This is a genomic window from Natronomonas sp., assembly GCF_046483325.1.
In the GTDB taxonomy this organism is placed as follows: Archaea; Halobacteriota; Halobacteria; order Halobacteriales; family Haloarculaceae; genus Natronomonas.
Map to the genome: position 1 here is coordinate 1 of NZ_JAWODL010000015.1, position 15,440 is coordinate 15,440.

The window sequence follows — 15,440 nt, forward strand, 5'->3', positions numbered from 1 at the left end:
CTTCATGTTGGAGGCGATTGTAAAGGCAGATTCCAGGACCTTTTTGCACAGAGATGAAATATAGGTCTCCGCCGAGCCCTGGACCTTGGGCAGTCTTTCTATCGCCTCTTTGGTATCCTTTATTATTTCCGAAGGATCTGCCCCTATTTTCCGGACAATCGCAACAGTCACCCCCTGCGGGTCATCGAGCATTTCAGCCAGCAGGTGCACGGGCTCGATTTGCTGGTTGCCATGCTGCGACGCCCGGGACTACTCCCCGCGCTGAAGCGCGAGGCTTTCTCCTCGATTCTCCGTAAGTGTTTCAACAGTGAGTAGTTCCCACCGTTCCTGACTGCTGACTCGACTTTTGATCTGGAGCGAAATGAACGAGAGCAGAGCGATCGGTTCGATGAGTCGAACAAAGACGGCGGTCTCACCCAGTGAGAGCGTCGTCAGTCCGGATACGAGCTAACGCCGCGGGTTGAGGGGAGGGTCGCAGGTTCGTCGTTACGTGGGACGATGACCTGCGTTTCGGGCCGTGCCGGTACGGTCCCTCCTCGGACAGCGGTTTCGAGAACTTACCCAGGACTCGTTTGTCGATATTCAGCGCACCGTTCTTGCCGGCGCTATCGCCCAGCCCACACCAGGGGCATTCGAATCGCCCTTGCGTCTCTTAGACCCCGCGGAAGCACACCGGTTCCACGTCTTCACCGTGTCGTACTCGTCGACCAACTGTACGTCGATACCTGGGTCGTGAGCCTTCTGCTCGTCGAGAAGCGGTGAAGACAGTAGAAGAGTAGCTTACGACCTGTCGGACACGTCGAAAAAATAGAGCCTTCGAGTCGGTCGATTTTACGCCATCCTGTATGACCGTTGTCTCACAAGAAATTATATTATTACCGTGAGTGTACTGGTGTATGTCATACGAGAATCGGCGGGGTGCGTCGGATAATTCACCTGAATCGCTGAGTAACGGCTCGAAGCGTATTTTGCGGTGTCCGGAAGTGGACCGGATGCTCGACATTCTGCGTAAACGGCACCGTCGGTTGATCCTCTTGTTAGTGAAAGATACGGTTGTCGAGACGGAGGTTGACGTGATGGTTCGGGACAGAGACGGTGCAGAGCCCACCGAGATGGAACTGTTCCACAATCATTTGCCGAAATTAGCGGACGCGAAATATATCGAGTGGGACAGAGAGGCCGGGACGATTTCGGAGGGACCGCGCTTCGATGAGATCAAGCCGCTTCTTGAACTGCTCGAACCCCACGTCGATGAACCTCCTGCGGACTGGTCCTGACGTGAACTGCCCCCGCCAGCGTGACCCCAAATAGCATGCAAAATGGATGCTCATTCACCAGGAATTGCGAGAAACCACGGGCTATGACTTCGGCGGCGATCCGCTTTCGCTCATTCTAGTACGCTGACCAACGCGTCTCGGTGGAACGCCACTGACTCGTCTCTCCCGACGGGCGGATGCCGGAGGTTCGTCACGGTGCCCGAGGAATCGATCGCACTCTCGGCGATGGCAGCGACTCGATACGCCGGGGCGATCGAGGGGTACGCTCTGACGGTAGCGTAGCCGTCTCGAAACGCCCGACGAAGCAGTGCGGGATCGTCAACGTACCAATCGGCGACGAGATACTCGGACTTCGCCACCGACAGCGCGGGTGCCCCCGCAAGCGGTGCCTCCCAGTCAAGCACCGCGGTGACGGACCCATCGGCCACCAGCGCGTTACCAGGCCGGAAGTCCCACGGGAAGAGCCGTGCCTCGGGGGCAGTGTTCGGAGCGCTTGCGATCGACGCGGTGAGTTCGTCCCGAATGGAATCGAACGCGCTCGGGAGTCGATCGATGGCCTGCTGAGCGTACTCCCGAAACCACACCCCCCAGTCCGCGTGTGCCGCGGTGAATCGCCCCTCCGAGAGCATCAGCGGCCCGTACCCATCGAATCCGAAGGTGTCGTGGAGGCGCGCGAGGGCCCTCCCGAACCAGCGGACGAGGTCGCGCTGGGTGTCCGTTTCAAGCGTCACGAACCGCTCGTGCAGGTCGTCCCCGGGAACGTATGCGGTGAGGGTGTACGCGACGCCCTCGTGCGTCCCGGCAGCCAGCACCGGCGGTACCGGCACGAACGTCCGCCGGCGGAGTTCCCCCAACAGTGCAGCTTCCGTACGGAGCCACGTCCGTTCGGGACAGACCTGAACGACGACCGGGCCGCGCTCTTCGAACCTCGCGATCGCTGTCTGTTTGCGGTTCCCGCGTCTGAGTGGCTCGATCTCCATAGGAGGGGCATCGATCGCGGCGAGCGCGGCATCGGCTGCCGCACGCAACGGCCCAGCGTCGGCCGGCGTCGCTGGCCACGGGTCCGTCATCGATCCCCTTCCAGAATCGCCGGGAGTTCGGCGAGCGAGTCGATCACGTAGTCCGGCTCGTACGCCCCCGCGTCCGCGCCGTCGTGCAGCCACGCCACCGACAGCCCGGCGTTCTGTGCGCCTGCAACGTCGTACGCGAGCGAGTTGCCGATGTACAGCGTCTCCCCGGGAGCGACGCCGAGCGCATCGAGGGCGCGGTCGAACGGCATGGCGTGTGGTTTCGAGAACGGGAGCTCGGCGGCGTAAACGAGCACGTCGAACCGCTCGGTGATTTCCAGTGCGTCGAGTTTCGTCCGCTGACGGTCTTCGGGACCGTTCGTGACGACTCCGATCGAGCCGGTCGCCGCCGCGTGCGCTACTGCCTCCTCGGCACCCGGCAGGAACGCAACCGCGCCATCGTCGATACTCGAAAGAAGCGCACGCCCTAACGCAAGCGGGTCGACGTCGGATCGGCCGTGTTGGGCAGCAACTCGTGTGAACCCCGCGGCGAAGTACCCGACCGTATCGTCGTGGTCCGGTGGCCCCTCGAGCGCCGCCCACAGGGCCTCGGGATCGCCGAACCGGAGTTCGCCGACACGCTCGAACACCCGATCGTACATCGCCTGTGTGTCCTGTGTGCGGCGACAAAGCGTGCCGTCGAGGTCGAAGAGTACGGCGTTGAACACTGCCACGCCTAGTATACGGTGTTGCGGAATAAAAACTTCGTGCCGAGGACGCGGATTCAGCCGGTGTCTATCGGTTCTCTCGCCCGCAGCCTCTCTACGACCCCTCGCCACGTTTCCGATACCAGACCCGCTCGCCGACCGGCGATCCGCCGTTCGTCTCCAGCCGCCTGAGAAACAGGTCCCGGACGGCGAACGTGACGACGAGTTCGACCGGCTCGCCGTCAGGTGATCGGACCGTAACGACGCAGTGACCGTCCCGCTGGTCGATCGATTCGATCCGGCCGACCGACCATCGATCGACGTGATGGCTCGGTCGCCGTGCGTGGATGCGATCGTGATGCATGGGCGTCAGTCGTTGACCGCGCGTTTGGCGGACTCGGCGAGCGGATCGTCGATACCGTCCACGTCGGCCCCGAGCAGACCAAGCGCGAGCGCGGCCGCTCCGCCGATCTCGCTGGTCGATTCTATCACGAGCGGTTGCTTCCCGGCGTGGTCAACGTCCGCGACGCCGTCGAGCATTTCCTGCGGCTCATCCATAATCGACGGTAGGTGCCGGACAATTAAAACAGTCCGCACGTCGGCTGCCGACCGTGTTGACGTGTCGTCGATGAATGAGGCGGTGAAGGGGAAGCAGAGCGAGTACTGCACCGGTCTGGATACGTGAGTGTCCCTCTACGACGTGCCAACAGTCATTGTTCTATAACATCAAACACTCTACGATGAGGAACACGTGGCAGCAGGGACTCGAAAGCCAGCGCGAGGAGGTGTCCGACGAGCGTCTCCGGGTGGAGGGGTCGTTTCCGCCGTGGCTCCACGGAACGTTGATCGTGAACGGCCCCGGCGTGTTCGAGGTCGGTAACCGGCCGTTGAACCACTGGTTCGATGCGCTAGCGATGCTCAGGGGCTTCCGGATCCACGGAGACACGATCCGATACACCAACCGGCTCGTTCGGAGCGAGGATTTCCGCGTCGCGAGCCAGGAGGGTCGCGTTCGCCGGCCGCTGCCGGGAACGCCCGCCAGCGGATCGGCCCTTCGACGGCTCTACCTGAGCCTCGCGGGCGGATTTCAGGATAATCCCTCGATCGGCGTCGTCCGGCTCGACGACTCGGTGTACGCGGTGACGGAGAGTCCGATCGGGATCGAGATCGACCCACACACGCTTCGGACGGTCGACCGACGCGATCTGACGGACGGGCTCGACGCTGACGCCACGCTCGGGCATACGCATGTCGAGGACGATGTCCAGTGGGGACTGGCGCCATCTTTCGGCCGAACGTCTGCGTACACGCTGTTTCGGCGCGAACCGAACGAGCCGCCGGAAGCGCTAACCCGGTTGTGGTTCGGCTCGCACCCGCCGTACATCCACGCGTTCGCGCTGACCGAGCGGTACGCGGTCGTCCCCGAGGGGTCCTTCGGCGTCGACTTCCGGGACCTCCTGCGCGGCGTTCTGTGGGGTCGAACGTTTCTCGACGCGTTTGAGCGACGCGAGGCGACGCCTCGATTCCACGTGATCGACCGGGAGACGGGCGTTCGGAAAGCCGCCGTCCCCGCGGAGCCGTTCTTCGTGTACCACTTCGCCAACGCCTTCGAGATCGGCGAGACGATCGCCGTCGACTGCGTCGTGTACGATGATCTCCGCGCCATTACGGGGTTGACGGTCGACAACCTTCGCAGCGACGACCCGACCGTTCCCCGAGGCGACTTCGTCCGATATCGGCTACCGCTGACCGGGGGACGTGCCGAACGTGAGACCCTCTACACCGGGCCTGCGGAGTTCCCGACGATCAACTACGCCGCGGTCAACGGCCGGAAATACGAGTACGCGTATCTCGCGTCCATCGACAGGGGGAGCCTCCCGACGGCGATCGCGAAGGTGTGTCCCGAGACGACGGAGACGCGCAGATGGTCACGGCCCGGCGTCCATCCCGGCGAACCGCTGTTCGCTCCCGATCCGGATGGTGATGCCGAGGACGACGGCGTCCTGCTGTCACTGGCGCTCGACTCACGTGCCGATCGCTCGGTGTTGCTCTGTCTGGATGCCAGGACGCTTACTGAGCGGGCGCGGGCGATCCTCCCCCACCGCCTTCCGGCCGGGTTCCACGGACAGTTCTACGACGCGGCCGACCCACAGCGCCTGGTGCAGTGACGTCCTCGTCCGTCCCCATACCGCCGCCGACGGGACGGCGACGCCGGTGACCGCTCCGGCGGCGGGCTCCTCGGGAGATCACGGCGTCCGGAAACGAGATGAGCGACCGTAGGTCCCGTGACTATATGCGTCGAACCCGTAGTAACAGTATGAAGACGACGATAGTCGAACATGACGATCGGATGCTCGCCCGCCTCGAGGGTGACGACCGGGTGTTCGAAGTGAGCTTTGACACGATCGAACCGACGGACGTCACCCTCCGGTTCGTTCGGGACGGCACCCGCGTCGGGAGCATCTACAACGACGACGGTACTGCTCGGACGATGGCGCGGGTGACCACGGGGCGGGAAGGAACCGATTTCATCGGCGTCGAGGTTCCGAAGGATTTCGTCGCCGAACTGCTCGATGTCGCATCCGAGGCGGGACGGATCACCGACGAGACCGCTCTCGAAGGCTACCGGCTACGGGTGCTCTAAGTTTCGACCTCTCGATCCCTCGTACCTCCGCTTCGAGAGGTCGGTTGCGGGCCGGACACCGGTCGTGGGCCGGTCTCAGCGGCATGAACTGCGAAGCGTATACGAGCGTTCCGATCCGGACAGCGGACGAGAGTCCTCCCGCGGCATGGTATCACTGCGCGTGTGTGCCTGCGGACAAGGCTTCCTCTCGACGTGGGGAGAGCGCGGTGGGACTCGCTCTCGAAGCACACCGGTACACACCGTGGATCGAGACGTGCCCGGCGACGAGTCCCGGGACGTCGCCGGATCAGTGAACGAGTTCGTTGGCCTCAGGCGGACTGTCGATCCCACTCCGCAACGTCGATCCTCAGGCCGACCTCTCGAAGCCGGTCGGCGAGCGGGGCACCGATTCCCGATGCCGGTGTGAGTACCCCACCCGCAAGCGGCGAGTCAACCTGTCCGCCAACCAGGCACATGGCTGCCTCGCCAACCATCCGTGCGGTCACACCGTAGCCCGGATCGAGGTCTGCACCGATCCGGCTTTCCACCACGAACGGACCCTCTGTGGCCGTCCCACGCCCGAGGACTCGGATAGTGAAGTATCCGTTTTCGATCCGGTCTCTCGTCGGCCCTTTCCCGGGATCCGGAAACACGAATCGAGACAGGCCTTCCCGTGTCGGTCCGAATTTCATTGCGGCCGTGGCGGCCCCGCTACCGGCAGCAATAGCACCAGCACGCACAACTCCGCCGATCCCGCTACCCGTCGGCACGACTTCGGTACACTCGAATTCTCGGCCCCACGGATACCCTCATACCGCGTTGCTACGGCGGATCACCCGTTCGTCTACTTGGGCCATCGGCGACGGAGCCGTCCATGTCGACCGGAGTGGATCCTTTTTTACAGTGGTCTGTGCGCCCGGATCAACTCCATGGCGCTCACCTTTCGGTGCGAGCGTGGGCGGTGCCGGTACGGCTCCCGACCGAGCGAGCGAGGTGAGATGACCCGAACACGTGGAGAACTCCTCGACAGAATCTTGCGGTCGCACAGGCGGCGATTCCATATGACGAAGCCAGCCCCCACCTCACTGCATGAGGAGTGATGAGTCGATAGAGGGGGGTGGCCCGATCGACCCAACCCTGTGTTATGTTCCTGTGATGATCCCCAAGCGCAGGGCATCCTTATTACCGTGCCAGCCAAAAGGATGTAAGCACATGAGGGATGGGCCCGGAATCGACGTGCTCGCCATGCCGGCGGCGACGCTTGATCGGCTCTCGCAACCGGCGATCCGAGACGCAGTGGCGTACTTCGAGCCGGACGGTATCATCGTCCCGGGGGCGCGTGATGCGAGGGCCGATGCGGCAGCACGGGATGCAGCACGGGACATTCCGGTTATCTACCCGCAACTGGGACGCAACACGGAGGGGATCCTCCATTATCGATACGTCGAAGGAGGCGACGCGGGATTGCACGAGGCGACGAAAGCGACACCACCACGGAACACGATAGACGTGCTCGCGCTGCAGACTGCGGACCTGTTACCCCGCTTGCAGTCACAGCTCGAAACGGGTGCCCGCGAGACGGGCGGTGAGGCTGCGACGTTCGTGATGGTACCGGGATTGTCGGTCGAGGTCGATACGACGGCGCTTTCGACGACCCTGCCTCACAGCGACGAACTGGCCGAACTCCGTACAAAGCGAAAAGAACCGGTGACGGTGCTGGCGGGTGGGCAACCAGCGGAGTATCATCACGTGTGGTCGCTGCCGTTCGAGCATGCCTCGGTGAACGTTCCAATTGCGGGTCTGGGTGCGAGCGGTCACCAGACGTCGAAACTCGCCCAGTACACGTGTACAGCGTCCGGGACGATTGCGGCGGAGGCGGTAGACGATGCCGCGTTCGGGTTACGCGCCCTACACGGCGTCGGTCTCAAGACGGAACAGCGGTTGCTCGAACAGGGATGTCACTCTCCGGCGGACGTCCGCAATCTCGCAGTCGAAGATCTCTCGTCGCTCCCCGGTATCGGACGGACGACGGCGGACAAACTCCATATGCATGCGGAGGTGATCGCGTCGGGAGAGCCGCTGTTGTTGTCCAACAAGACGCCGGTGAAGACGCGAGAGAACAGGCCACCGCTGTGTTTGGACACCGAGACCGACGGGTTATCGCCGACGATCATCTGGCAAATCGGTGTATACGACCCGATGACGGATCGGTATCAGTCGTTTGTCGAGCGCGAGGACCCCTCTGACCCAGGGACGGTTCTGGGCGCGTTCATGACGTGGTTTCTCGCTACCCACGCCGATCGGACGGTCCTGACCTGGAACGGCTACCGGTTCGATTACCCGTTGATCGAGCAGTTCCTCCGTCAACATCACCCGAAGTACGTGGAGGCGTGGGACCAGGTGTGGACGTACGACCTGTACAAGTGGGCGGTGCGGGACGGGAACGCTTTGCTCCCGGGGCGAACGAACCAGTTGGATCACGTCGCTCGTGCGCTCGGGTACGAGGACGCCGGAACCGGGGTGACCGGAGCACAGACGGCGGCGGCATATCAGCGGTTTATGCGGAATCCGAAAGACCCGGCGGCAGCGCCCGATTGGGAGCGCCACGAGCGATACTGTGAGGACGACTGTCGCGCGCTGTGGCACGTCTACGAAGCGACCACCGAAGCGGAGCGTCGGGACGTGACTGACAGCGGTGCTGGTGGGGCGGCCGGCCAACAGTCCGGTCTGACGGATTTTTGAACCCGAACGTGATCGAAACTCATGAGTGAACACGACGGTACGACGGACACCGACACCGGCGTCGGGATTGATGGCGAACGGCTCGTGGAGTCGTTTCCGCGAGCGAGTCTGACGCCGGCCTCGGAGTACGTGTCCGTGATCGACTTACCAGCACGCCGAGCACAGACGACACCGACCGACGAAGTCCTTCGACCGACACTGGCGTCGCCGTATCCCTACGAGTTGTTCAGTCACCAGGCGGTGGCACTGACCCGCTTAGCAGGGGGCGAACACGTCGCGGTAACGACGTCGACGTCGAGTGGGAAGACGCACGTTTACGGGTTGCAGATCGCGCGGAATCTCCTCGATGCCGGCGTCATCGCCGAGGATGGGAGTCGCACAGCGGATGCGAACGAGGCTTCGACGGCGCTGTGTGTGTACCCGATGAAAGCGTTAACCAAGGATCAACACGCGTCGCTCGACGAGTTGTACGACGATCTCGGGTTGGACATCCGGGTACGGACGTACGACGGCGACACGCCGAAATCGGAGCGACGGGCGATCCGCGAGGAAGCGGACGTTATTTTGACGAATTTCGCCGCCTTGAACGTCTACCTCGAACATCACGACCAGTGGAGTCGATTCTACGGCGCGTTGGAGCTCGTAGCGATCGACGAGTCGCACACGTATACGGGGATTCAGGGGATGCACGTGGCGTGGATTCTGCGACGCATGCAGCGCGTCACCGAGTACTGGGGTGGGGATCCACAGTACGTCCTAACCTCGGCGACGATCGGGAACCCGGGCGAACACTCTCAGACGCTGATCAACGCGCCGGTGACGGTCATCGATAACGATGGCTCGCCGCGCGGGGCACGTGATCTCGTGCTGTGGAACCCTCCAGCGAAGAAGCAATCGAAGGATACGAGTCCGGACGAGCAGCCGTTCGCCGAGCCCAGCGAACATCACGGCGAAAACACCGAAGGTATCGATGAGGAGGAGACACCCATCGCAGAGCGGGTCCCGGCGAGTGTCGAGGCCCCGAAAGTGTTCAGCCATCTCACGGCGCAGGAGATTCAGACGTTGCTGTTCTGCCCGAGTCGAAAGCTCACAGAACTCAGCGTGCAGCGTGCGAAAGATCACCGGCGGAACAATCGACGGTACGGTCCGAAGGGAACGGCGGTGAGTATCGAACCGTACAACGCAGGGTTCGGACGGCGGACGCGCCACTCGCGTGAACATCAGTTCAAGACCGGTGTGATCAACGGATTGGCGACGACGTCGGCGTTGGAACTCGGGATCGATATCGGTAGGTTGGATGCGACGGTGCTCATGGGGTATCCGGGTCAGCGACAGTCGTTCTGGCAGCGGATCGGTCGCGCCGGTCGAAAAGGACGTCGCAGCCTCGCAGTGATGATTGCGGATCACCGGACACTCGACCAGTACGTGGTCAATCACCCCGAGTACCTACTCGAAAACGACGTCGAAGACGCGGTCGTCGATACGTCGAATAACGCGGTGTTCGCAACGCACGTCCTGTGCGCCGCCGCCGAGATCGCGCTCGATGAATCAGACGTAGACGAATTCGCGGATGAAGACCGGGTGCGGGCGGCGGTACGGATGTGGCGGGAAGCTGGGTACATCGACGGGTACCTAGACGCGGCCGCCCACTACGCCGGACCGGGACGACCACAGACCAGAGTCAACCTCTACGGGACTGACCAAACGGACTTCCAGTTGCAACTCGCAGACACCGTAGACCCATCCGACCACCGAATCCCCGATGGTTTGGACCTGGAGCCGGTCGCGCGGAACCGTGCGTATCGCGATTATCACGAGGGCGCGGTACGGTTACTCGGAGGCCGGCAGTTCGAGGTCGTCGACGTCGATGAGGACCGACCTCAACCCGTGATCAAGCTAGAACCGGTAGATCGTGAGTATTACACCCAGACGCGATACGACGTAAACGTGCTGGATGCGGACTCGGAGAGGAGCCGTGAGCAAAACGGATTCGCGCTGCACTTCGGTCGGGGAACTGTCCTGGTCCATCACCACTCCTACGATCAAAAGTACATCCGGAACGGCGACGCGAAGGAACTCATGATCCCGACGGGGAACCCGCCAATCCTGATGGAGACGCAACTCTGCTGGATCGAAGTCCCCGAAGCTGTCGAAACCGCATTGGTTCGAAAGTACCGGGACTACGGCGTCGAGACGGGCGTTGATCCGGATGATTCGAACCCACCGCACCTCGGGTACGTCGCGGGGCTGCACGCCGCCGAGCATGCGACGATTCAGACCGCACCGCTGGAGCTTCGCGTTGACAAACAGGACATCGGTGGACTTGCCACACTCGTGCTTGATACGCACTTCGCGCAGCCTCACCAGGAGGACATGCCGGGCGCGACTGGCACGTCGCTCGAAGCGGCCAAACGTACCCTCGAACAGCGAAGCCGCGAGCTCGGCGAGCGCTCTTCGTCTGGGTGGTTCATCTACGACGGGGTCGAGGGTGGCCTTGGATTCGCACGAGCGGTGTACGAGAACTTCGAAGCGCTCGCCGAACGCGCTCGCGATCAGCTCCGGGACTGCCGGTGTGGACGACCGAACGGCTGTCCAGCATGCACGTTCGACGAAAACTGCGGAAACGACAACACGCCGCTGCTTCGAGAATCGGCCGTGGATGTCCTCGAACAGTTCCTCGGGAATGCCGACCGTGAGGACATCGCCGAGTATCTGCCCGAGGACGAGTACGGTGGGGAGCGCCGACCAGTCCTCTTTTATTCGTGAACTGGCCTCGCCGCTTCGACCTCGATGAATACTGCTCAGAACTTATGCGATCAAAACCGACCGGCCCCATACCGGTATCGAGCGCTCCCAACACGGGGGGTGCTGCTACACTTTATTATGCTAGCGCACAACATGAATATCTGGTGGCAGACCCAGACTTAACCCGGGTAATAAACCCCTCGATTTCCGCAATGCGCTGGCTCGTGCTCGCCGTCGCTTATTTCACTCTTTTGTTATTTCTCATCGGCGTGTTTGATCTGCTGCTCGGCCTATGGGGCCTCATATCAAGTGGGGGGTTCACGGACCCAGTTGCCGTCGTCGAACTCCTGGATACCGTGCTCCTGTTGTTAATCATCGTCGAGGTCCACCGCACGCTGATCGCGTACGCCGGTGACGAGCCAGTCGTGCGGATCGTAATCGGTGCTGCGATCATCGCAATTGCCCGTGAAATAATCAGCTTCCGGATCGACGAGTTCGAAACGATTAACGATGCGTTGACCGGTGCTGGCGCGTTCGGCATTCTTCTCACCGGACTCGTCATCGCGTACCTCGTGGTCCGGTACACCGAAACTCAGGACTCGGCCTACGAGCAATGATGCTCGAAGCCACTACCGTCCGTCTGCTCCCCCGTTACCGGCGCGGAACACGGACGAATAGTTGCTGGATACACGTTCTGTATCGAGCCAACTTATCACTTTCAAATACAATCTATACTTTTGAAATATTTTCAAATATTTCAAAGTCATCGACCGGGCACGCTCGACCGTTCACAACCGGGTTCACCAAGCCGACTCACACCGGATCGCGTTCAGAACCCGGATCTCCTCGCGGTTGACGGGACTGTGATCCAACTCGATGATGAACAGTATCGGCTGTATACTGTTGTCGATCCAGGCACGAACGGATTAGTTATGTTTCTCTGATTCTTGAATTATTATCATTTATTACACGCGCATGAAGTCATCACTACAGAATCGGTCATTTCTGACTCGCTGCGCCCTTTTGATGTGCTTCGAATACTTTCGCCACTGATCTGGTCCGGTTTTTTGCTTGTTGCTGTCAAGGCCAGTCACGTTCTCTCCCATGGCACACAAAACGTGACATATTTCGATATTAAAGGCTGGGAACGAGAAGTTTTCCGGAGTGAAACGCTTCTTTCCGGAGCAGTTGATGATCATTCAGAGCTGATTGCTGACCTCGAACTCGAAGCGACATCTACCGAAGTCGATTTCGGGGACTTGTCGAATTGGCGATTGAGGACTAGATTATGTATAAAATTTTGGACTACTGTCGGCTCACGTTAAGATGCTGACTACACAGGTAGAACTTGATTCCCCTTAGTGATGACCCCACGGCCTGTATGTTGTCGTCTATTTATAATATAGTATATATTCTGGTCTGCATGCGCATGATATGACGCGGCCTTGCACATGGCGGTGGCCGGATCGAAGCCACCGCGACGATCAGTACAGGGAAATCCCTCATCGGCGCGAGTAGCTTCGATCGTGCGTGGGTGTGTGCCAGCCACGTCGATAGGTTCTCGCGTTTCGGTCCACGTCAGGTCGGCCGGATAGTCTTCAGTTCGCCGGTCATGACGTACCCTCCTTCGACCGCGAAACGATCACTGTCGGTACCACGAGCATCACGAACGCGGTTAGTAGGAAATCCAGCCAGTTCGACAGCACCGACAACAGCGCTGGCAGGAACTCCGAGCCGAAACCCCACTACGGTCCACCCACGAGGAGAGCGATCGCGCCAAGTCCGACACGCAATCTTCGGTCGCGCCGGGAGAGGGGCTGAAATTCTCGATTCCCGGTACACAGTCCCCGTCCGAGTCGCCGACTCAGCCCCGCGGTGGCGGGACCGGTGACGTTCGAGGCTGCGCCCTCGATAGTGGTGGATTCCCCCGGACGGAGGCACTCGCCGACGGGAACGTCTTTCACTCACCAACCGTCTTCCACCCGGAGATCGTACCGTATCACGCCGGTAATACTCGAAACGCGCGGGATTGAACCCCACCGCCTCGATCCCGAAACCGTTCGTGGCGACTCCGAGACCCCCTCGATCCGGTTCGTTGATCTCGACATCTCATCGCCCGCCGTTCTCCCCTGCTGAGAACTGGGTATCGGTTATACTTCCGTCGCGTGGCCAGTAAATATATGTCCTCCACATCGCGACCAGTCGTTGTCTGCCAGAGGCTGATAGTGTTCGTCCTCCCGTTCGTTACCCTGCAGTGGGCCCTCTCTCGAAATCGATCCCGGTCGAAGGGAGGGACGGAATAATGTCCTCGGCGTTCCGGCGGGGCAGCATATCCCTCGTCACCGTCCTCGCCACGGTCCTCGTGGTCACGAGTTCGCTCTCGGGGGTCGCAGCCGCCCAAAGCGGTGCCGGCGGGGCCATCGTCGTCGAAGAAGGCGAAACCGTCTCCAGCGTCGAGGGCATCGGCGGGGCCATCGTCATCCATGGGACCGTTACCGGGGACGTGAGCGGTGCGGCGGGCAACGTCCTGATCACCGGCACCGTCGACGGTGACGTCAGCGTCGCTGCGGGAAACCTCCGGATATCGGGCGAGGTTGGCGGTGACGTCTCGGCTGGCGCCGGAAGCGTTCATCTCGAAGAGGGTTCGGTCGTCGGCGGTTCCTTCGATGCCGGCGCCGGCGATGTTCGGATCGATGGTTCGATCGGCGGGGATGCGAGGATCGGGGCCGAGACGATCCAAATCGGCGAGAACGCGTCCATCGCCGGATCGCTCACCTACGATGGGCGACTCGAGGGCAACCGCGGGGCCGTCGCTGGCGACATCACTCGCGATCGGACGCTCGGGCCGACGGCCCTCGACGACCTGCAGCCGCTGGCGTCGTGGCTCGCGTCGATATACGCGTTCGCTGCCAACTTGCTCCTCGGTATCGTCCTGCTCGCACTCTTCCCACGGTTTTCGGACGCCGTCGCGGATCGCGTCCGGACCGATTCGGTCCGGACCGGGCTTGTCGGTCTCGGGTTGCTTCTCGCTATCCCTCTCCTGTTGGTAGCCCTTCTCATCACGATTATCGGGATTCCGATCGCGCTCGCCGGGCTGTTCGCGTTCGGCTTCCTCGCGTGGGTGAGCGTCGTATACGGCCGATTTGCGCTCGGGGTGTGGCTTCTCTCCGCGGCTGGATACGGCCAAATCGACCGCGCCAACGGCAGGTGGATCGGGTTAGTGCTCGGCCTCCTTCTCGGCGCGCTGTTTTCCGCTATCCCTATCCTCGGTGGGATGCTCAACTTCGTGCTCTTCGCGCTCGGATTGGGCGCGCTGGCGATCGGTTTGTATACGCGACGCGGTCGTCGCCGTGGCCCTGAATCGCCCTTGGTTCCCTCCAACGGCGGCTGATCCCCCCCGTTTTCGCTCGAAACGCGACATCAGAACGGAAATCTTCAAAAGGTGTCCGGATGGAGGCATACGTAATGGCTGTAGTACCGTTCGAGACGCTCGCGTTTCTTTTGTTCGCCCTTGTAACGGTCGGGGCGAGCGTTGGGGTCGTGCTGGTTCGTGACGTGTGGCACTCGGCGCTGCTTTTGGGCGTCGCCTTGCTCTCCGTCGCGGTCCACTACGTAATGCTTCGCGCCGAGTTCCTTGCGGTGATGCAGGTGCTCGTATACGTCGGCGGCGTGCTCATCCTGATCACGTTCGCTGTCATGCTCGTTCGTCGGGATCCGGACCCCGACGTGGAGGCCGCGCGATGACGACGCGACCGAGGTTGCACCGCGGCGAGAAGGTTATCGGCGTCCTCGCCGTGGCGCTCTTTGCGTTCCTTTCGGCGGTGTTTCTCACCGCCGGATTCGGCACCTCGGGTGCGTTTCCGGACGGGTCAGTCACCCGGTCGATCGGGTACGCGATGTTCGATCTCCCCGGTGCCGACATCGAGGGCGAAGGGTTCCTCGTCGCGTTCGTCACGATCGCGATCGTCCTCGATGCCGCCCTCGACGGGGCGGTCATGCTGGCGAGAAAGGAGGATGACTCCTGATGGCGCTGGAAACCGTTCCCGCCGAGTACTATCTGGTGCTGTCGGCGGCCGTCTTCTGTGCCGGCCTGTACGGTATTCTCACCCGGCGCAACGCGCTTATGTTCCTGATCTGCGTCGAGTTGCTGTTGAACGCCGCGAACATCAACCTCGTGGTCTTCGCGTTCTACTGGGGGAACGTCACCGGACAGGTGTTCGTCCTGTTCACGATGGCGATCGCCGCCGCGGAGGTCGCCATCGGGATCGGCATCATCCTCGTACTGCATCGCAACTTCGACGACGTCGACGTGACCGACGCGGCAACCCTAAAGTGGTAA

General features: G+C 61.8%; 14 protein-coding genes and 3 pseudogenes. 11 read left to right on the forward strand and 6 right to left on the reverse strand.

Features of this window, described 5'->3' with window-relative positions; translation table 11 throughout:
- A pseudogene (locus R6U53_RS05075) lies at positions 1-234 on the reverse strand (Clp protease N-terminal domain-containing protein); the annotation flags it as partial.
- Positions 235-992: 758 nt separating this feature from the next.
- On the opposite strand from R6U53_RS05075, the gene R6U53_RS05080 reads away from it, so the two are divergent.
- Entirely contained in the window at positions 993-1,277 is a 285-nt protein-coding gene (locus R6U53_RS05080) for a hypothetical protein (RefSeq protein ID WP_410321280.1), read from the forward strand.
- 110 nt (positions 1,278-1,387) lie between these two features.
- Here the strand turns inward: R6U53_RS05080 and R6U53_RS05085 are convergent, their stop codons facing one another.
- From R6U53_RS05085 to R6U53_RS05100, 4 genes are all read right to left on the reverse strand, one after another.
- Positions 1,388-2,347: a phosphotransferase family protein gene (locus tag R6U53_RS05085; RefSeq protein ID WP_410321281.1), complete on the reverse strand. Its 960-nt coding sequence runs from the start codon at positions 2,345-2,347 to the stop codon at positions 1,388-1,390.
- Positions 2,344-3,018: an HAD family hydrolase gene (locus tag R6U53_RS05090; RefSeq protein ID WP_410321282.1), complete on the reverse strand. Its 675-nt coding sequence runs from the start codon at positions 3,016-3,018 to the stop codon at positions 2,344-2,346. Before R6U53_RS05090 ends, R6U53_RS05085 begins: the two co-directional genes overlap by 4 nt.
- 88 nt (positions 3,019-3,106) lie before the next feature.
- The gene (locus R6U53_RS05095; protein WP_410321283.1) at positions 3,107-3,355 is read right to left on the reverse strand and encodes a hypothetical protein; all 249 of its coding nucleotides are present in this window, start codon (positions 3,353-3,355) and stop codon (positions 3,107-3,109) included.
- A 5-nt stretch (positions 3,356-3,360) separates the two neighbouring features.
- A complete protein-coding gene (locus tag R6U53_RS05100; RefSeq protein ID WP_410321284.1) occupies positions 3,361-3,549 on the reverse strand; it encodes a hypothetical protein in 189 nt (62 codons plus the stop codon).
- Between the two features lie 182 nt (positions 3,550-3,731).
- On the opposite strand from R6U53_RS05100, the gene R6U53_RS05105 reads away from it, so the two are divergent.
- Positions 3,732-5,159: a carotenoid oxygenase family protein gene (locus R6U53_RS05105; RefSeq protein WP_410321285.1), complete on the forward strand. Its 1,428-nt coding sequence runs from the start codon at positions 3,732-3,734 to the stop codon at positions 5,157-5,159.
- Between the two features lie 149 nt (positions 5,160-5,308).
- Positions 5,309-5,635 (forward strand): hypothetical protein, encoded by a 327-nt coding sequence (locus R6U53_RS05110; RefSeq protein WP_410321286.1) that lies wholly within the window; start codon positions 5,309-5,311, stop codon positions 5,633-5,635.
- A 308-nt stretch (positions 5,636-5,943) separates the two neighbouring features.
- Here R6U53_RS05110 and R6U53_RS05115 read toward each other — a convergent pair.
- Positions 5,944-6,576, reverse strand: a pseudogene (locus R6U53_RS05115) (oxidoreductase); the annotation flags it as partial.
- A gap of 250 nt (positions 6,577-6,826) precedes the next feature.
- Here R6U53_RS05115 and R6U53_RS05120 point away from each other — a divergent pair.
- From R6U53_RS05120 to nuoK, 8 genes and pseudogenes are all read left to right on the forward strand, one after another.
- The gene (locus R6U53_RS05120) at positions 6,827-8,356 is read left to right on the forward strand and encodes a ribonuclease H-like domain-containing protein (RefSeq protein WP_410321287.1); all 1,530 of its coding nucleotides are present in this window, start codon (positions 6,827-6,829) and stop codon (positions 8,354-8,356) included.
- Between the two features lie 21 nt (positions 8,357-8,377).
- Complete coding sequence (locus R6U53_RS05125) at positions 8,378-11,122, forward strand: DEAD/DEAH box helicase (protein WP_410321288.1); 2,745 nt, start codon at positions 8,378-8,380, stop codon at positions 11,120-11,122.
- A gap of 191 nt (positions 11,123-11,313) precedes the next feature.
- On the forward strand, positions 11,314-11,718 hold the full coding sequence (locus tag R6U53_RS05130) for a phosphate-starvation-inducible PsiE family protein (RefSeq protein ID WP_410321289.1): 405 nt from the start codon (positions 11,314-11,316) through the stop codon (positions 11,716-11,718).
- 77 nt (positions 11,719-11,795) lie between these two features.
- Positions 11,796-12,033 (forward strand): annotated as a pseudogene (locus tag R6U53_RS05135) (IS6 family transposase); the annotation flags it as partial.
- A gap of 1,370 nt (positions 12,034-13,403) precedes the next feature.
- Positions 13,404-14,492 carry a polymer-forming cytoskeletal protein gene (locus tag R6U53_RS05140; RefSeq protein WP_410321290.1) on the forward strand — a complete coding sequence of 363 codons (1,089 nt, stop codon included), beginning with the start codon at positions 13,404-13,406 and terminating at the stop codon, positions 14,490-14,492.
- A gap of 74 nt (positions 14,493-14,566) precedes the next feature.
- Positions 14,567-14,845 (forward strand): NADH-quinone oxidoreductase subunit J, encoded by a 279-nt coding sequence (locus R6U53_RS05145; RefSeq protein ID WP_410321291.1) that lies wholly within the window; start codon positions 14,567-14,569, stop codon positions 14,843-14,845.
- Positions 14,842-15,126 carry a hypothetical protein gene (locus R6U53_RS05150; RefSeq protein WP_410321292.1) on the forward strand — a complete coding sequence of 95 codons (285 nt, stop codon included), beginning with the start codon at positions 14,842-14,844 and terminating at the stop codon, positions 15,124-15,126. The genes R6U53_RS05145 and R6U53_RS05150 overlap by 4 nt, the downstream gene beginning before the upstream one ends.
- Positions 15,126-15,440, forward strand: coding sequence for an NADH-quinone oxidoreductase subunit NuoK (gene nuoK / locus R6U53_RS05155; protein WP_410321293.1), 315 nt, complete (start codon positions 15,126-15,128; stop codon positions 15,438-15,440). The genes R6U53_RS05150 and nuoK overlap by 1 nt, the downstream gene beginning before the upstream one ends.

Bases quoted from the DNA above. Each gene is read 5' to 3' on its own strand.
- R6U53_RS05125 (WP_410321288.1), top strand. From the start codon at position 8,378: ATGAGTGAACACGACGGTACGACGGACACCGACACCGGCGTCGGGATT.
- R6U53_RS05105 (WP_410321285.1), top strand. From the start codon at position 3,732: ATGAGGAACACGTGGCAGCAGGGACTCGAAAGCCAGCGCGAGGAGGTG.
- R6U53_RS05085 (WP_410321281.1), bottom strand. From the start codon at position 2,347: ATGACGGACCCGTGGCCAGCGACGCCGGCCGACGCTGGGCCGTTGCGT.
- R6U53_RS05150 (WP_410321292.1), top strand. From the start codon at position 14,842: ATGACGACGCGACCGAGGTTGCACCGCGGCGAGAAGGTTATCGGCGTC.
- R6U53_RS05120 (WP_410321287.1), top strand. From the start codon at position 6,827: ATGAGGGATGGGCCCGGAATCGACGTGCTCGCCATGCCGGCGGCGACG.
- R6U53_RS05130 (WP_410321289.1), top strand. From the start codon at position 11,314: ATGCGCTGGCTCGTGCTCGCCGTCGCTTATTTCACTCTTTTGTTATTT.
- R6U53_RS05100 (WP_410321284.1), bottom strand. From the start codon at position 3,549: ATGGATGAGCCGCAGGAAATGCTCGACGGCGTCGCGGACGTTGACCAC.
- R6U53_RS05110 (WP_410321286.1), top strand. From the start codon at position 5,309: ATGAAGACGACGATAGTCGAACATGACGATCGGATGCTCGCCCGCCTC.
- nuoK (WP_410321293.1), top strand. From the start codon at position 15,126: ATGGCGCTGGAAACCGTTCCCGCCGAGTACTATCTGGTGCTGTCGGCG.
- R6U53_RS05145 (WP_410321291.1), top strand. From the start codon at position 14,567: ATGGCTGTAGTACCGTTCGAGACGCTCGCGTTTCTTTTGTTCGCCCTT.
- R6U53_RS05080 (WP_410321280.1), top strand. From the start codon at position 993: ATGCTCGACATTCTGCGTAAACGGCACCGTCGGTTGATCCTCTTGTTA.
- R6U53_RS05140 (WP_410321290.1), top strand. From the start codon at position 13,404: ATGTCCTCGGCGTTCCGGCGGGGCAGCATATCCCTCGTCACCGTCCTC.
- R6U53_RS05095 (WP_410321283.1), bottom strand. From the start codon at position 3,355: ATGCATCACGATCGCATCCACGCACGGCGACCGAGCCATCACGTCGAT.